A 17,598-nucleotide genomic window follows, 5' to 3' on the forward strand; every position below is an offset into this window, starting at 1 on the left:
AGTCTGGGATAAACTATTTAAAATTCGATTTACCGCTTAGTGCTCCTATAACCACTCTGCAAAATCGATAGTTGTTCTTTTTCCAACATTATCATAATTTTTTTCAATCCAAAGACTGGCTTCCTGTCTTCCTAAGTCACGCATAGCTACTAAAAACTCCCAATCAGGGGTATAAACAGTGGATAAGGGAAAATCACGTAACTCTTCATCAGCACGAATACAATGCATAAATATCTTTTTATAATCCTTTTCATATTCTTTTTTCAACTGTCCTTGTGTGATCAAACTGCTAACAAAAGCTACGGCACGCATTTCACGCATCAAAGAAGAGTTAAATGATACTTCTCTGACTCGAGAATCAATTTCTGCTGGAGTTTTTGGAATTTCGTTACGAACGATTGGGACTGTATGAAAAATCAAAATATCTCTGCAGCTTGTTTGATATATTAAGGGGAAAATAGCAGGATTACCCAGATAACCACCATCCCAATAAAATTCACCATTGATTTCAATTGATTGATATAATTGGGGTAAACACGCGGAAGCTAAAAGAGTATCTATAGATAACTCTTTATTGTCAAAAATACGTATTTTACCAGTTTGAACATTAGTAGCACATATAAAAAGCTTAATAGCACTTTTATTTTTGATTTGCTCTACATCAATTATCTTTTCTAAAACATTTCGAATAGGGTGAAAATTAAAAGGATTAAATTGATAAGGAGAAAAAAGGCTCGCTATTGAATTAAATAAATAAAAATTAAAGGGTGCCTTTAAGACAGGTTCTATAAAATAATCAAAAGGAGATTTTGCTGTGATGCCAAACACTTTCCCATAGTCACTCATCGCATGCCAAAAATCATACAATGATTGCCTAGCACCCTCTTCCTTTCCTTGCAAAAAGCCATACATAAGAACAGCTGCATTCATGCTGCCAGCACTTGTTGCTGAAATACCTTCGATTGTAAACAACTTTGACTCAAGAAACTTATCTAATAAACCCCAAGTAAAAGCACCATGAGCACCACCGCCTTGAAGGGCAAGATTTATTTTTTTTCTTTTAGGCATTTCAATCTCCCTATTAATAGGATGAAACCTTCGCTGTCCTTAAGTTAACGTCAATTATGGATAAGAGATCGAGTTATTACTTCGAGCCGTTCGAGCTGAGGAGGCGTATCAGCCCGAACAGCTCGTGATAGAGACTCGTTATAATTATATCTTTATCCATAACTGACGTTAAGTTAACTTGGGTTATGGATAGGCAATAGAATCATTATCTCGAGCCTTTCCAGCTGAATAGCTCTAAGATCCTCATTTTTAAATTTCGTGGAGATATATTAGTTCGAGACGATGTTCAGGTATTCCTCAGCCCTACTGCCATTGGCTTAAGGAAACTATCCTTATTCCTACGTTCCGCAACTTGTTCGCGGGATCCAGAAATCAAGCCACCGGATCCGCGGGCACACCGCGGGACATCGAGAGGATGTATCTGAATAAACTCCCTCCACTTACTCCTAACCTAACTCAAATAGTCTTCAACCACAGTGCCATAAGGTAACGTTAAATCCGTAACAAAATGAACTACTGATACAATTTTTTTAACAGGTAACTCTGCAATGGGAGCCAAGGCATGAGGATGCAATTCCAAACTACCAGGACCCGTCCAGGCACCTTTAACCGTTACATCCTTTAAATAGGTTCGAGTCAATTGATTTACTTCAGGGGTACCATCAACACCTGGTATATTCTTTAAAAGAAAGGTAGGTTTTTTCAATGAATCTAATACAGTCGTTTTATCGATTTCATGATGTTTGTATCCCATAGTTGCTGTAGCAATGCGCAAACTGCCATAATCTAACAAACCAATAAGCACATCCTCTTCAACAAATAATTTAGGTTTTGCTAGTTTTTTAGGAAAGCCCCAAATCTCTCGGCCACCCGCAATAGGAGCATGACAATCAAGAAACATTGAGATAGTGAAGCCCCCTTCCTCCCCTTTATAGCGGACAGGAATCACTTGACCCGACTCTGTATAATCCCCAAAACCTGTTGAATCCGGCATCCTGATAAATTCAAACTTAACAAAAGGTTCAAGCAGCTCTAGACCAGGAGGTAGAATGTCTTCAAGCAACTCAGGAAAGGTTTCATAGGTAATAATGAAAAATTCGCGATTAATAAACCGGTAAGGTCCTGCAGGATACGTTCTGATCCAACGTGGTGCAGGCATATCAAACTCATTGACCATCTTTGACTTTTTCATTGATTTCTTCCTTTAAAGTTTTTTTCCTATACAAAGTATAATGCCATCTCAAATATTTTTTATTCTTTAATTCACTTATTTATTGTTATCTTTTATCGCAGGTTAAAACTTATCTGCCACACCTACAAACATTTCAAGACAGTGTAAACCTCTCCTACTCGAACGAGCTATGGCAATAATTCGCTTTCTTACCCCAATCTCAGATTAATCTACATAAACATTTCGTAGTAAAACTCTAAAATCTGATAAACAAACCTAAGAAAAACTTAATGTTACTAATCATACAATGTACCTAAAGACGTTTCAAACTTAGGTAAATCAAAGAAGTGATCTTTTCCAGTCCAACGTCAGGTGATATTGCTGCATTGATACTGAAAATAGAATTTAAGGAACAATTGAATAAGTGCAAAGAGAGTCTTAATACACAGGATAAACAGGAAGATCAGCCCACGCACTTTGAAAAACGAGATAATGAAGTGCGTTTTCGCTATAAAAAGCGTCGAGTGAAAGATCTGAACGGTGCTTTTTCTGAAGTACAAATTAATCGAATTTGCTTTACAAAATAACGCCATTTAGAATTAAAACTATAGATGCATCAATGGAGTGAAAAGGCATGAATAAGTGTAAGCTACAAAATACTGCTGTGATTACAGCAGCTCTGAGCGCTTCGCTCATTTCTATCTACATAAATACCGACTGGTTTTCTGAAGAACAAGAGCATGTAGAACTTGAAAGGTGCTATGAAATAGTACGTGCAGGTAAAAATGATTGTGCAACCTCGAAACATTCTTGTGCATCACAAGCAATAAAAAATAATGATCCCGAGGAGTTTATTATGCTGCCTAAAGGATTATGTGAACGGATTATTGGAGGTAAGAGTGCTTAAATATACTCAGTTACCGGCTCGTGTTAAAAATGAGATACAAGCACAACAGTATCAAAGTGAGTTACTGGTAGGAGGAGTGCAATTAGGTGTAGTCATATTACTGATGATTATTAACTGCTTAACTCCTGTAGGTTATACCCCTAATGCCCCCGTACATTCTGCTTCATTAGGTTTATCACTATTTGCTATTCTGATAGTAACAAGATTATGGTTTGCCTACACAAATCAATTAACGCATTTAGTGCTTGGACTATCAATAATCCTAGAAATGCTATTATTGCTATTTATTATCTGGACCTATTATTTACAATACCAAACGTCACCAACAATTAATTTAAAAAATACCCATATTAACTATGTTTACATTTTGATTGCCCTACGTGCGCTACGTTTTGAACCAGAATGGGTGCTCCTTTCTGGTTTAACCGCAGTTATAGGCTGGAGTGTTATTGTTTGGCAAACTTTGGCAAGTACGGGTATGAATGTAATTACTTGGGATTATGTCACTTATGCCTCTACACGAAGTGTCTATTTAGGTTCTATTTTTGATGTACTTTTATCAATTTTATTAGTTACGATTATCCTATTTTTAGTGCTTGAGCGCGCAAAAAAAATATTATTCCAAGCAGTAGAGCAAACCAGTGCGGCAAAAGATTTAGCACGTTTTTTTGATGCAGGAGTTGTCAAAAAAATAACCTGTTCCGACTCCTTATTGCAAGCCGGTTATGGCGAAGTCCGACAGGCAGCCATAATGTTTACAGATATGCGAGGTTTTACTAAAGCCTCAAATACCCTCTCGCCCAGTGATTTAATTAAGTTACTTGGAGAATATCAACATATTCTTGTGCCCATTATCCAAAAACATAATGGAAGTATTGATAAATTTATGGGTGATGGAATTATGGCAAGCTTTGGTGCCGTTAGTCCTTCCCCCACTTATGCAGCGGATGCGCTAAAAGCAGCAGAGGAGATACTCTCTGTACTGTCTTTCTGGAATGAAAAAAGACAAAAAGATAAGGAAATTGTTATTGATGTCGGTATAGGGCTTGCAGTAGGTGAAATTGTTTTTGGGGTTATAGGGAATATGGATAGACTTGAATATACCGTGATTGGAGAAACAGCAAACTTAGCAGCAAAATTGGAAAAACATAACAAAATAGAACATTCAAAAGCATTAACTACGGCATTCTCTTTAGTAGAAGCTTTAAAACAAGGTTACAAAAAACAAGAAGAAATAATTGAACTTAAAGCAAGACTTGTAGCAGGAGTGAATGAGCCTATGGATTTAGTAATTCTTGGAAAGTAGACATTATAGTCCTATTTTAATAAGTCTTAGATGCACATTTTATTTTCCACAACAAATGATTTTCTCGAATAAATTGCAATGCTGCATGTAAATCAAAATCTGAATTTGTTTTATAAACGGCTTCATAAGCATGAGTTAACGAAAGACGATTTTGAAGGAACATAAAAAAGCGAAACATGTCTTGAGAAATCCAGTGAATACTCACACAATGATATTGTCTCGAAATAACTACATAACACTCGACTGGCCTCAAATTAATAATCTGCTTTTCGTCCGGCCTTTCAATTAAGTCAACAATCTCTTTTAATGAATAAGGTGACGAAAATAAGTAAACGGATGGATTAAAAATCAAGTATATTTCTTCTGGAAGCTCTAACTTTTTTGGCCATTTTAAAGGATTAAGAAGTCTAAATTTTGCAGCCCGATAACTCATATGTTTCAACCATTCCAACTCCGCTATATCGGGCAAATAAATAAGATGCTTAATCGGTTCAACGCTTTGTAAAAAATGAGGAAAACTTGCTCCCCAATCATCAAGACAGTTAGTTATAGGTAGATTTTTTTCCTCTCGACAAAAAAGAGCCGCTAAGTTATCTGCACATTCTTTTCCCACTAATTTCCAAACAGCGGGAAAGGTTATTTCTAAAGCACGATAAAGATTTTGAAGAATGTTATTTCGGTATATGTTTAATCTAAATGCAGAATTTATTGAGCTTTCTCGAATATTTTTCACAAATTCAACATCATTTGGATTGAATATTGCTTTAACAAAATCATTCTGCATTTGCTTCATCGTTGATATAATGAGCTGACTTTTTTGCTTCATTCAATAAAACCTCCAAATCAGGTATGTTCCTGTCCCACTCCAGCAAAGTTGGAACACCGCCTATATACTTTATAGCGTAACGATATAACGCCCACACGTCCTGACAGACATAATTGTCATGTGTATCTAAAAGCAAGTGATTATCATCTTGGGTATGTACTGAATGCCCTGCCAGATGAATTTCTTTTATTGCTGTCTGTGGAAGAGCCTGTATATATTGATAAGGATCCCAATTATGATTAAAACAAGAAACGTAAAGATTATTCACATCCAATAAAATTTGAACATCTGTACGTTTAACTAATTCTGCTAAAAACTCGGCTTCTGAATAGCTGGAAGTTTGATATTCGAAATAAGAGGAAGGATTTTCAATGAGCAAAGTTCTTTGTAAATAGTTTTGAGCTGTATCAACATTGTTAACAAGAGCTGTTAAATTTTCTTCATTATAAGGAATAGGTAATAAATCGGGAAGATAAAACTGTCCTGTATTACTCCATGATAAATGATCCGAGAGCAAAATAGGCTCAAATTGATTAATTAGCTTTTTAATTCGCTTTAAATGATTTTTACATATACCCTGTACCGATCCCAGAGACAAACCAACGCCATGAAAACTTATAGGGTAAAGCTCACGAATCGAGAATAGAATATCATGCAACGGCCCACCATGATTCATAAAATTTTCGGTATGAACCTCCAACCAATCAATTTTAGGTTTTTCCTTAAGAACTTGATAATAGTGAGGCTCTCTTAAACCAATACCTATTTGATCACCGCTTATTCGCATTATTTTTAAAATAGAGTTTCTTGATTAATTAGAATAACCGTTCTATATTTCCATTACTACAATTTATATTTTAAACAAAGAGTTATGAGTTAATCATTTGTGTAACTATATTTATGATATAAAAATAAACATGGTGATCAAAAGGAATTCAAATCATGAGTATTAAAACTACTATAGCAAAGTCTTTTTTATCTACAGGATTGGCTTTATTCTTGCCGATAGCTACGAATGCAGCAGTACCTCAATGGGAAATTGTCCCTGATGAAAGTCAATTAACCTTCACTGCAACCCAAAACGGAGCTCCAGTAACCGGTCAATTTAAAACCTTTAGTGGGACTATTTTAGTTGATCCTAACGACTTAAAACACAGCAGTATAGACATTATTGTTGATATTAACTCAGTAAGCGCTTCTTATGCTGAACTAAAGAGCACTTTACTTACTCCAGATTGGTTTAATCCCAAAGTTTTCCCAAAGGCTGAATTTAAATCAAACCAAATCGAAAAAACGGGTAATAACACGTATAAGGCCGTAGGTACGCTTACTATTCGTGATAAAACTGAACCAGTAACTTTAAATTTTACTGGAGATCAATCTGACCCTAATAAGGGAATTGTTACCGGAAATACGGTCATTAAAAGAACTCAATTTGGTGTTGGTCAAGGAGACTGGTCAAAAACCAATGAAATTAAGGATGAAGTAACAATAAACTTTAAAGTAGTCGGTGTTAAAAAATAAAATCGTCTATTATTGTCCTCGCACGGCATTAGCGTGTAATAAAAAATATAAGGTTGGGCCTTGGCCCAACCTTAATAAGATTCAAACAATATATCGAATCTCATCTTTAAACTCTGTTTTACAATTGCCTTCGTGCTTCCAAAATATTAGGTATTTGTTCTAGTTTTGTTAATAAACGAGACAAACTGCTTAGACCATCTACATCAACAGTTAAAGTAATATAAGCCATATTTTCTTGTTTATTGCTTTGAGTTTGTAATGCATAAACGTGGGCCTTTTCATTTGCCAGTAAAGAAGTAATGTCCTTAAGTAATTCCGAACGATCAAATGCTTTAATCAGAATATCCACTACGTAATTCTCACGAGTAGCACTTCCCCAGCTTACTTGTAAGAAGCGTTGTTTTTGTCGCTCACTGGCATGAATAATATTAGGACAGTCTTGTCTATGTACTGACACCCCACGTCCTATAGTAATATATCCTACCACTGCATCTCCTGGAACGGGTTGACAGCATCGAGCCATAAAAGTTAACAAATTCCCTACACCTTCAATGCGTAAATCACTTCCCGTAACTTCAGGTTTTGAGTGAGGTTTGACAAATCGCTCTAAATTAAGTTCAGATGGCGTAGGAGGCGCAATTTTGCTAATAATCTGTCCTATCTTAATATCGCCACGTCCTAAGTTTGCATAAAGATCATCAAGTTTTTTGAAATGTAACATTGGCACAATTTCATTTAACTTATCCGATTTTATTCCTAAAGATTTTAACTCTTTGTCTAATAGTTCGCGACCTTCTTGAACATTACGGTCGTAATCTTGCATTTTAAACCAATGCAACACTTTGGCTTTTGCTCTAGATGTTTTTAAATAATTTAAGTGGGGGTTAATCCAATCACGTGAAGGTTTAATTTGTTTTCCAGTTAAAACTTCTACGCGATCCCCTGTTTTCAATTGATAAGTTAAAGGGACTATATGACCATTTATTCGTGCACCACGACATCGATGCCCTAAATCGCTGTGCACGTGATAAGCAAAGTCTAAAGGTGTAACCCCATGAGGTAAATCAAGAACATCTCCATCAGGAGTAAAAACATATACCCTATCCTCAAGAAATTCAGTAGTACTGCTTTCAGGAACTCCTTTGTTACTTGCCATTTCCCGATGCCAAGCCAGTACGTCACGTAGCCATTCGATTTTACGCTCATGACTTTCTTTTGGCTTACCACCACCTTCTTTGTATTTCCAATGTGCAGCTACACCCATTTCTGCTAAGTCATGCATCTGAAATGTTCGGATTTGCACCTCAAAAACCCTGCCTTCTGGCCCTTGAACCGCTGTATGTAATGATTGATAACCGTTAGGTTTAGGATGAGTAATGTAATCATCAAATTCTGCGGGAATTTGCTTCCAAAGCGTATGCACCATACCTAATACTTCATAACATTGAGGTTTAGTATCGACAAGTACACGTACCGCTGTAGCATCATAGATTTCATCAAGAGATACATTCTTACGTGTCATTTTTTTGTAAATGCTATGAATATGTTTGGAACGCCCATAAACAGCAAAATGCTCTATTCCACTCGCTTTAATTTGCTCATTCAATTGAGCAACAATAGCATCAACAAAACTATCTCGTTCCAACCGCTTTGCTTTCAGACCTTTTGCAATCGCCTTATAATCCTCCGGATGTAAATAGCGAAACGCAAGATCTTCCATTTCCCATTTAATAGCTCCTATTCCAAGCCGATTGGCCAAAGGAGCATATATTTCCATTGCTTCAGTAGCTAATTGTTTGCGTAATTCTTCAGATAAATGCGAGGCAGTTCTCAATACACATAAACGTTCGGCAAGTTTAATCAACACCGCCCGTACATCATCAACCATCGCTAATAACATTTTACGAATATTATCAATTTGCTGTTTATTTTGTGGATATTTGTTCAAAGCCTGTAAACTGTGCATAGCACTCATACGCTCTATGCCCTTTACCAACTTTGCAATGTTAGGACCTAATTGCTCGGAAACATCATCAACCGACAAGTCAGCATAATGCACGTTTTCAAAAATAATGGCTGCAGCAAGTGTCTCCTGATCTACTTCAAGATCTGCAAGCAAATCAGCCATAGATAAACCTTGTTGCAGACAAGACTGGCCTGTTTCTGTTGCATGTTCTTGCCCAGCTAATTGACTTAATGTACATGCAGCACGAATGAGCTCGAGATTATCCAAATAGCCTTTTGCACTTAACTGATGAAGCCATAACCCCACATCAATGCTACCATCGGCACATAATGGAATAGTGTCCTTTACTCTAACCATAAAATTTACCCTTTCTCAAACATCGCAATTGATTCAACATGAGCGGTATGAGGAAACATATCCATTACTCCTGCCTTTATCAATACATAACCTTTTTGATTCACTAAAATATCTGTATCACGTGCCAATGTTATAGGATTACATGATACATAAACAATACGTTCTGGATTGAGCAAATCAATTTGCTTCACAATTTCAAGTGCTCCTGATCGAGGAGGATCAATTAATATTTTGTTACATGGCTGTTGTACCAGCTTCTTTACTTCATTAACATCGTCTAAATTAGCAGCATAAAAATCCACATTTAAAAGACCATTTCTTTGAGCATTCATAGATGCTCTTTCAACCATAGTCTTACTGCCTTCTACACCGAGCACTTTGGAACAAAATTTAGCCATCGGAAGTGAAAAATTACCCAACCCACAGAATAAGTCTAGCACTATATCCGTACTTTTTAAGTCCATCAGTTGTAATGCAAGAACTACCATAGCACGATTTAACATGGAATTAATCTGCGTAAAATCAGTTGGATGAAAAGCGAATGAAATTTGAAAGTCTGGTAAGTAATAAGCTAAATACTCATTAGAATTAGGAGGATAAAAACAATAAACACTGTCTGGACCGCCTGGCTGAAGATAAATTTTATAATGATATTCTTCAGCAAATTTTTTAATTTTAAACTCATCGTCAGCAGTTAATGAAGTTAAGTTTCGAAAAATAAGAGCAACCTCATCATCTCCTGCTGCAACTTCAATTTGCGCAATGCAGTATTTATCGTCCATTGAGTCTATCAAATGCCTTAAAGGCAAAATGTCTGCATCAAGTTTTGCATTTAAAACAGGGCACTGAGTAATTTCAGTAATATATCGGGGGTTATTGCGCTCTCTAAATCCGATCATCGTGGCCTGTTTTTTTTCTACATAACGCACACTCAGTCGTGCTTTATTTCTATAATTCCAATAATTAGCAACTAAAGGTGACAAAACGGTCTGTGGTTTAGTATGACCATATCGTGATAATAAATCCAACAATTGATCTTGTTTGAAATGGATTTGTTCTTCCTGGCTTAGATGCTGTAGCGAGCAACCACCACACATTACATAGTGAGGGCACTTAGGTGTAACTCGAAGAGATGATGATTCAAGAATTTTTAGTAAAAAACCCTCATCAAAATCTTTTTTTACCCTCGTGTATTGGAACTCAACTAATTCACCAGGCAATGCCCCTTGGATAAAAGTCGCTTTACCATCAATACGTGCAATTCCCTTTCCATCATGACTTAAATTATCAATTCGAGTAGTTTGCACAACTGGATTCGTTTTGGACTTTGCTCTTCTCATCAAAATATTCTCATTAATAAATCTTTTAACTTCCTGAAAAAAGCATCATCTTAAAAAAACAGATCGATCTCTTTAGCATGCACAACAGAAAATGCTCTTTATTTGATCATAATCATTACAAAAGAGATCGCTTTTTTCAAAATGTTAGAGGTTATCATAGGCCTCGACTATTTGTCATGATAATTTGTCATAACAAAACCCATAATGCATAACATCATTACACTTTTCTTTTTAGCCACTCCCCTAACCTATATCTATCATATATTAAATTGTAACACTCACCTAAATAGGGGTGCTTGGGATGACCTATAAGTTTGTGTTTGGTTAAATTTAAATCATTTTAGAAATGGGCTTATTTATCAAACAATTCGTAGGCCTATTCACAGTGTTATCCACAGTTTTTGTGGATAACACTAAATAATTACGCGACTTTAAAGATGCCATAAATTCAATATAAATAAGGCTATATAAGGTCATGATTTAATAATGAATATGTGAAGAAAGAAGGTTATTTAAAAGTTATCCACAGGAAAACTTAAAGTGAACTAACTAGTGGGCTGAACATTTTATACAAAGAAAATATAAAAGAATAGTCTTGACATCATTTTTTTTAAATTTTTTTATTGGCATTTGATAATGACCTAAAAATGCAACATTTTCTTCAACAAAATCGCATCTTCAACATTATTATTATCTGTATAATATGCCGGTTTTATTTCAGCTTGTTCAAATCCCATGCTGTGATAAAGACTCAAAGCAATTTTATTGCTAGGTCTTACCTCCAAAACTACATATTCAATATGAGACAATTGGATCAATGAATTAAGGACATTTTGTAAGAACTTGCGTCCGTACCCTTGGGATTGATAGGACTTTGCAATACAAAAATTTAAAATATGAGAACAATTATTACTGATCCTACAAATTATATAGCCAATAATAACCGGCTTATCAGCGACATTTGTTTCAAATACACGACAATCGTAGCCTACACGCACACAATCTCTTAAGATATCTCGATTCCAAGGAGCAATATGAACATTTTTTTCAATTGCATACACAGCGTCTATATCTGCTTCAGTCATGCTACGAATACTAAATGTCATTTCTTGCTCCTCCTAAGAAAATAAATTGCTTGCCTGAGTGAATCATTCTCAACTCAGGCTGTGCAAAATGATAAAGTGTCTAAGACGCGCTATCCGTATTTTTCTTCTTTTTGGGCAAATAAAGATCTGTAATTGTTCCCTCAAATGCCTCTGCTGCTTGAGCAACCGTTTCAGAAAGCGTTGGATGAGGGTGAATAGTTAAAGCAATATCTTCAACGTCGCAACACATTTCAATGGCTAAAGAGGTTTCAGCGATCAAATCCCCTGCATTAACCCCAACAATTCCTGCTCCTAATATTCGCTTCGTATCTGGACAAAACAATAACTTTGTCATTCCTTCTTCGCGTCCCATACTCAGTGCCCGGCCACTAGCAGCCCAAGGAAAAGTGGCTTTTTCATAACGAATATTTTTTTCTTTAGCCTCTTTTTCAGTGAGCCCAGTCCATGCAAGCTCTGGATCAGTATAAGCAACACTAGCAATACATTTAGGATCAAAATAATGTTTTTTACCTGCAATAACTTCGGCAGCGATTTTTCCTTCTGGAATGGCCTTATGTGCTAACATTGGTTGACCTACAACATCGCCAATAGCAAAAATATGCGAAACATTCGTTCTTTGTTGATTATCTACTTTGATGAATCCCCGCTCATCAACTTTAACTCCGGCCTTTTCTGCATCAATCATTCCACCATTAGGTTTTCTGCCCACTGATACAAGGACTTGTTGGAAACAAAGTGGCTTGTCTGTTGCATGCTCTCCTTCCATAGAAACATAAATACCGTCTTTTTTAGCGTCTACTGCAGTTACTTTTGTTTTTAAAAGGAATTTAACCCCTTTTTTCTGCATCCGCTTTTGAAGAACATTGACTAAATCAGCATCAGCTCCTGGAATAAGTTGATCCATAAATTCAACTACAGTTACTTCAACCCCTAAAGATGAATAAACTGTAGCCATTTCTAAACCAATGATACCTCCGCCTAAAACCAATAAACTACCTTTAATATCTGCAAGTTCTAATGCGCCAGTAGAACTAAAGATTCGTTTGTCTTCAGGAATAAATGGTAAATTGATAGATTCAGAACCAACTGCAATAATCGCATTTTCGAACTCAACTTCCACCACTCCATCCTTGGTGGTAACGGTCACTTGATGTGTACCCGAAAATTTACCAACTCCAGCAATGACTTCGACTTTACGTTGTTTTGATAACGCTTTTAAGCCGCCCGTCAATTTAGAAACTACGGAGTTTTTCCAAGCAACAATTTTTTTATTATCAAGCTTAGGTTTGCCAAAACTAACACCTTGCTCAGACATTTCATGAGCCTCTTCAACAACCTTAGCTATATGGAGTAACGCTTTAGATGGAATGCAGCCAACATTTAAGCAAACACCACCAAGCGAATCATAACGTTCTACCAATACTACTTTTTTGCCTAAATCTGCTGCTCTAAATGCTGCCGTATATCCCCCAGGACCACTTCCTAATACAATGACATCTGTTTTTATTTGATTAGCCATTACAAGCCTCTTAAATTAGATATTATTAAAATCATTCACACAAAGGGTATCTCTACCCATTAATTGGAGTTTTTCCTCGCAAACTACAATAAAACTCGTCTTATATCACTTAAGCAATCACCAATAAAACGAGTAAAACGCGCTGCTTCTGCGCCATCAATAACTCGATGATCATAAGAAAGAGATAAAGGCAACATTAATCGTGGTTGGAATACACCATTTTCATAAACAGGTTTTATTTCTGAGCGAGATAAACCAAGAATAGCAACTTCCGGACTATTCACTATAGGGGTAAAAGATGTACCACCAATTCCTCCTAAACTAGAAATAGTAAAGCACCCTCCTGACATATCCGCTGGCATTAAACCTTTATCTCGAGCTTTTGTGCTCAAACGAGTCATTTCAATTGCAATTTCTGCAACACTTAATTGATCCGCATTTTTAATGACAGGCACTACTAAACCATTTGGCGTTTCTACTGCAATTCCAATGTTGCAATATTTTTTGTAAATAAGATTAATGCCTGAAGAGTCTAGGGATGCATTAAATTGAGGAAACTCTTTTAAGGCTTTACTAACTACAACACAAACAAATGCTAATAGGGTCAGTCTATATCCCTTTTCCTTAGCTTTTTCTGCCTCAGATTTTCTAAACGCCTCAACATCAGTAATGTCTGCCGCATCAAACTGAGTCACATGAGGTATAGTTACCCAAGAACGATGAACATTGGTTCCAGTGAGCCTCTTAATTTTATTCAGTGGCTTTGTCTCAACTTCACCAAACTGGGAAAAATCAATAGCAGGACTTGGGGGTATACCAAAAGTCCCAGTATTCGGTTGTGCACTTAGCCTTGCTTTTACATAAGCTTGAACATCTTCTTTAGTAATACGTGACTTGCGTCCACTACCTTGTATCTCAGTTAAATTTACTCCAAACTCTCGTGCTAATCGTCTTACAGCAGGACCTGCGGCTATAATTTGTGTTGACGCTGTACTCTCCGGAACAGCTTGAGTGTACTTAGGTATTTCAGGAACAACGGCAGATTGCTGAGAAGTAGAGATGGTTTCTTCTTCAGTTTTAGCTTCATCGTCTTTAACTGCTTCAGTTTCACTCTCTACTGTAGCTATTAAAATCTCATCACCTTCTGATACCTTATCACCCACTTTAACATTCAGCTTAGTAATTTTTCCTGCAACCGGAGAAGGAATCTCCATGCTAGCCTTATCGGATTCTAATGTAATTAGAGGCATATTTATTTCTATTTGATCCCCAACCGCGACCATAACCTCGATCACATCAACCTGAGTAGCACCTCCAATGTCAGGAACTTTAACCTTTTTTTCAGAACCGACTTGTTTTTCATTTGATTTTTTTTCTTGTTCCTTTTTCGTTTCAGACTGCTTCTCTTCTTTAGTATCTGATTCTTTTTTTTCAACAGTTGTAGATTCAGTTTCTTTGGCTGTTTCAGTTTCTTTTTCAACAGTAGCCAATAAAATCATATCTCCTTCCGATACTTTATCGCCTACATTAACACTCAGCTTTGTAATTTTTCCAGCAATCGGAGAAGGAATCTCCATGCTGGCTTTATCGGATTCCAATGTAATTAGAGGAGTATCTACTTCTATTTGATCTCCAACCTGAACCATAATTTCAATCACATCAACCTGAGTAGCACCGCCAATATCAGGAACTTTAACTTCTATTTCTTTTGACATTTCTTTCCTCAAATTTAGCCTAGGTAGAAATACAGCTATCCCCCAGAACAGATTGTTAATACATCAGAACTTACAGATTACGGCTTTTGCCCTCTCTCGATTATTTAATTCAATTCTAATGATTAACCGGATTCAATTTATCAGGATTAATGTTATAGCGTTTCATTGCATCCACAACCTTAGACTTATCCAGGTTTCCTTCAGCCACTAAAGCATTCAAAGCTGCCAAAACGATGAACTTAGCGTCAACTTCAAAAAAATGACGCAACTGTTGGCGCGTGTCACTTCTTCCATAGCCATCAGTTCCCAAAGTTACATAATGATTTGGAACAAAAGGACGAATTTGATCCGCATAAATTCTCATATAGTCAGTCGCAGCAATTACTGGGCCTGGTCTATCCTTTAATTGCTCCACCACATAACATTTTTGTTCTTTTTCTTGGGGATGCATTGCGTTATAACGTTCTACAGCTAAGCCATCTCGTCTTAATTCATTAAAGCTCGTCACACTCCAAACATCAGAAGTCACCGAATAATCGTCCTTTAACATTTTTGCTGCTTGAAGAACTTCACGCAATATTGTTCCACTGCCCATGAGTTGTACGTGATGCTTCGATTTTTTCTTGCTTGTTTGCAGTAAATACATTCCTTTTATAATACCCTCTTCTACTCCTTCAGGCATATCTGGATGCGTATAATTTTCATTCATTACAGTAATGTAATAGAAAATATTTTCCTGCTTTTCATACATACGATGCAATCCATTCTGAATGATCACCGCGAGCTCGTACGCATAAGTAGGGTCATAAGAAACACAATTAGGAATGGTAGAAGCATACAAATGACTATGACCATCTTGATGTTGTAAACCTTCGCCAGCAAGTGTGGTACGTCCAGCAGTACCACCAAGTAAGAATCCTCGTGCTTGTATATCTCCGGCTGCCCATGCTAAATCACCAATGCGTTGAAAACCAAACATGGAATAATAAATATAAAACGGAATCATCGTTAATTTATTCGAACTATACGATGTTGCTGCAGCGATCCATGAACAAAAAGCACCTGCCTCATTAATTCCTTCTTCTAAAATTTGTCCATCGCGTGCTTCCCGATAAAACATGACCTGCTCATGATCGACTGGAGTGTAAAGTTGGCCAACAGGTGAATAAATACCTATTTGTCTGAATAATCCTTCCATACCAAAAGTTCGACATTCATCTGGAACAATGGGAACAATTCGTGAGCTAATTTCTTTATTTTTCAACAAAGTTGAAAGAATGCGAACAAAAGCCATAGTTGTAGAAATTTCTCTATCTCCCAGTCCTTTAGTAATTGAAGAAAAGTCTTCTAAAGGTGGGGTTTTAAGGGGGTCTACGTGAGTAGAGCGTGCTGGTAAATAGCCGCCTAAAAGTTCCCTTTGCTTTTTAATATACTTAATTTCAGGACTATCATCTGCAGGCTTATAAAAAGGAATATCAGCAATCTTATCATCACTGATAGGAATACTAAATCGATCTCTAAATACTTGCAGTTGCTCTACAGTCATCTTTTTTTGTTGGTGAGTAATATTTTGTCCTTCACCAGCAGCCCCCATACCGTAGCCTTTTATTGTTTTTGCTAAGATAACTGTTGGAGTTCCTTTATGCTCAACTGCTTTAGCATATGCGGCATAAACTTTTTGCGAATCATGGCCACCTCTATTTAAGCGCCAAATTTCCTCATCCGTATAATTTTCAACCATTTTCCTTAATTCTGGATAATGATTAAAAAAATGTTGTCTTACATAAGCCCCGTTATTTGCCTTATAAGCTTGATAATCTCCATCGACACACTCTTGCATCCGTTTTTGCAACCAGCCATCTTTATCACGGGCCAATAGTGGATCCCATCGTCCTCCCCATATAACCTTAATTACATTCCACCCGGCACCACGAAATAATCCTTCTAATTCTTGAATAATTTTGCCATTGCCTCGAACAGGACCATCTAAACGTTGCAAATTACAATTTATAACAAAAATGAGATTATCTAATTTTTCTCGAGCAGCAATACTTAAAGCACCAACAGATTCAGGCTCATCCATCTCTCCATCACCAAGAAAAGCCCATACTTTTCTATTCTCTGCTTTTATGAGTCCTCTATTTTCCAAATATTTTAAAAATCTTGCTTGATAAATAGCTTGTAAAGGCCCCAATCCCATTGATACAGTAGGAAATTGCCAAAACTCGCCCATAAGCCAAGGATGGGGGTAAGATGATAAGCCATCGACCTCAACTTCCTGTCTGAATTTACTTAATTGTTTCTCTGTAAGTCGTCCTTCTAAAAACGCGCGCGCATATATCCCCGGAGCAGAATGGCCCTGCATATAAATTAAATCACCACAACTTTCATTATTAGAACCTTTAAAAAAGTGATTAAATCCTGTTTCATATAAGGTAGATGCAGACGCATACGAAGCAATATGTCCGCCGAGCTCTGCTGCATATTTACCAGCACGTAACACCATAGCCACTGCATTCCAGCGGATTAAAGCACTGATTCGTTTAGCAAGTCCCTCATCGGGAGGCATTTGTTTTTCTTCATGAGGCTTAATGGTGTTTCTGTAAGGCGTATTAATCGAGCTGGATAAATTTACGCCTTCTGTGTTTGCTTTATTAAGAAGCTGTTTTAAAAGAAATGCACCTCTTTCCGGACCATCATTGATCAATACAGCTTGCAGGGCATCCAGCCATTCACGTGTTTCTACAGGATCCAAATCTAAATTATTTTCATTTGCCATGAAAGTGTTCCCCG

The 17,598-nt window shown here is 36.7% G+C and carries 14 protein-coding genes; 4 read left to right on the plus strand and 10 right to left on the minus strand.

Annotated features, from left to right (window positions below; translation table 11 throughout):
* Positions 1-45: 45 nt before the first annotated feature.
* Entirely contained in the window at positions 46-1,068 is a 1,023-nt protein-coding gene (locus DYH34_RS09200) for a patatin-like phospholipase family protein (protein ID WP_058466345.1), read from the minus strand.
* A gap of 451 nt (positions 1,069-1,519) precedes the next feature.
* Positions 1,520-2,260, minus strand: a complete 741-nt coding sequence (locus tag DYH34_RS09205; protein ID WP_058466346.1) for an acetoacetate decarboxylase — start codon at positions 2,258-2,260, stop codon at positions 1,520-1,522.
* Positions 2,261-2,586: 326 nt separating this feature from the next.
* Between DYH34_RS09205 and DYH34_RS09210 the strand changes: the two genes are divergently transcribed.
* From DYH34_RS09210 to DYH34_RS09220, 3 genes are read left to right on the plus strand one after another with little or no spacing between them, the layout of a single operon-like run.
* Entirely contained in the window at positions 2,587-2,826 is a 240-nt protein-coding gene (locus DYH34_RS09210; RefSeq protein ID WP_058466347.1) for a hypothetical protein, read from the plus strand.
* Positions 2,827-2,873: 47 nt separating this feature from the next.
* Positions 2,874-3,146, plus strand: coding sequence for a BufA1 family periplasmic bufferin-type metallophore (locus tag DYH34_RS09215; protein ID WP_058466348.1), 273 nt, complete (start codon positions 2,874-2,876; stop codon positions 3,144-3,146).
* A complete protein-coding gene (locus DYH34_RS09220) occupies positions 3,139-4,452 on the plus strand; it encodes an adenylate/guanylate cyclase domain-containing protein (protein ID WP_058466349.1) in 1,314 nt (437 codons plus the stop codon). The genes DYH34_RS09215 and DYH34_RS09220 overlap by 8 nt, the downstream gene beginning before the upstream one ends.
* A gap of 16 nt (positions 4,453-4,468) precedes the next feature.
* Here the strand turns inward: DYH34_RS09220 and DYH34_RS09225 are convergent, their stop codons facing one another.
* Together DYH34_RS09225 and bufB are read right to left on the minus strand one after the other, a co-directional pair.
* The gene (locus tag DYH34_RS09225) at positions 4,469-5,278 is read right to left on the minus strand and encodes an HvfC/BufC N-terminal domain-containing protein (protein ID WP_083502817.1); all 810 of its coding nucleotides are present in this window, start codon (positions 5,276-5,278) and stop codon (positions 4,469-4,471) included.
* A complete protein-coding gene (gene bufB / locus DYH34_RS09230) occupies positions 5,226-6,065 on the minus strand; it encodes an MNIO family bufferin maturase (protein ID WP_058466350.1) in 840 nt (279 codons plus the stop codon). The genes DYH34_RS09225 and bufB overlap by 53 nt, the downstream gene beginning before the upstream one ends.
* Before the next feature lie 155 nt (positions 6,066-6,220).
* Between bufB and DYH34_RS09235 the strand changes: the two genes are divergently transcribed.
* On the plus strand, positions 6,221-6,802 hold the full coding sequence (locus tag DYH34_RS09235) for a YceI family protein (RefSeq protein WP_058466351.1): 582 nt from the start codon (positions 6,221-6,223) through the stop codon (positions 6,800-6,802).
* Positions 6,803-6,920: 118 nt separating this feature from the next.
* On the opposite strand, the gene relA is transcribed toward DYH34_RS09235, so the two are convergent.
* The 6 genes from relA to aceE all read right to left on the minus strand — a co-directional run bounded on the left by relA (position 6,921) and on the right by aceE (position 17,584).
* Positions 6,921-9,125 (minus strand): GTP diphosphokinase, encoded by a 2,205-nt coding sequence (gene relA / locus DYH34_RS09240; protein WP_058466352.1) that lies wholly within the window; start codon positions 9,123-9,125, stop codon positions 6,921-6,923.
* A 5-nt stretch (positions 9,126-9,130) separates the two neighbouring features.
* Positions 9,131-10,465, minus strand: coding sequence for a 23S rRNA (uracil(1939)-C(5))-methyltransferase RlmD (gene rlmD, locus DYH34_RS09245; RefSeq protein WP_058466353.1), 1,335 nt, complete (start codon positions 10,463-10,465; stop codon positions 9,131-9,133).
* A 641-nt stretch (positions 10,466-11,106) separates the two neighbouring features.
* Complete coding sequence (gene rimI, locus DYH34_RS09250) at positions 11,107-11,571, minus strand: ribosomal protein S18-alanine N-acetyltransferase (protein WP_058466354.1); 465 nt, start codon at positions 11,569-11,571, stop codon at positions 11,107-11,109.
* A 79-nt stretch (positions 11,572-11,650) separates the two neighbouring features.
* Complete coding sequence (gene lpdA / locus DYH34_RS09255; RefSeq protein WP_058466355.1) at positions 11,651-13,090, minus strand: dihydrolipoyl dehydrogenase; 1,440 nt, start codon at positions 13,088-13,090, stop codon at positions 11,651-11,653.
* An 83-nt stretch (positions 13,091-13,173) separates the two neighbouring features.
* A complete protein-coding gene (aceF, locus tag DYH34_RS09260) occupies positions 13,174-14,805 on the minus strand; it encodes a dihydrolipoyllysine-residue acetyltransferase (protein WP_058466356.1) in 1,632 nt (543 codons plus the stop codon).
* 115 nt (positions 14,806-14,920) lie between these two features.
* On the minus strand, positions 14,921-17,584 hold the full coding sequence (gene aceE / locus DYH34_RS09265) for a pyruvate dehydrogenase (acetyl-transferring), homodimeric type (RefSeq protein WP_058466357.1): 2,664 nt from the start codon (positions 17,582-17,584) through the stop codon (positions 14,921-14,923).
* Positions 17,585-17,598: the final 14 nt, after the last annotated feature.

Origin of the sequence: Legionella cincinnatiensis (assembly GCF_900452415.1) — a bacterium.
GTDB lineage: Bacteria > Pseudomonadota > Gammaproteobacteria > Legionellales > Legionellaceae > Legionella > Legionella cincinnatiensis.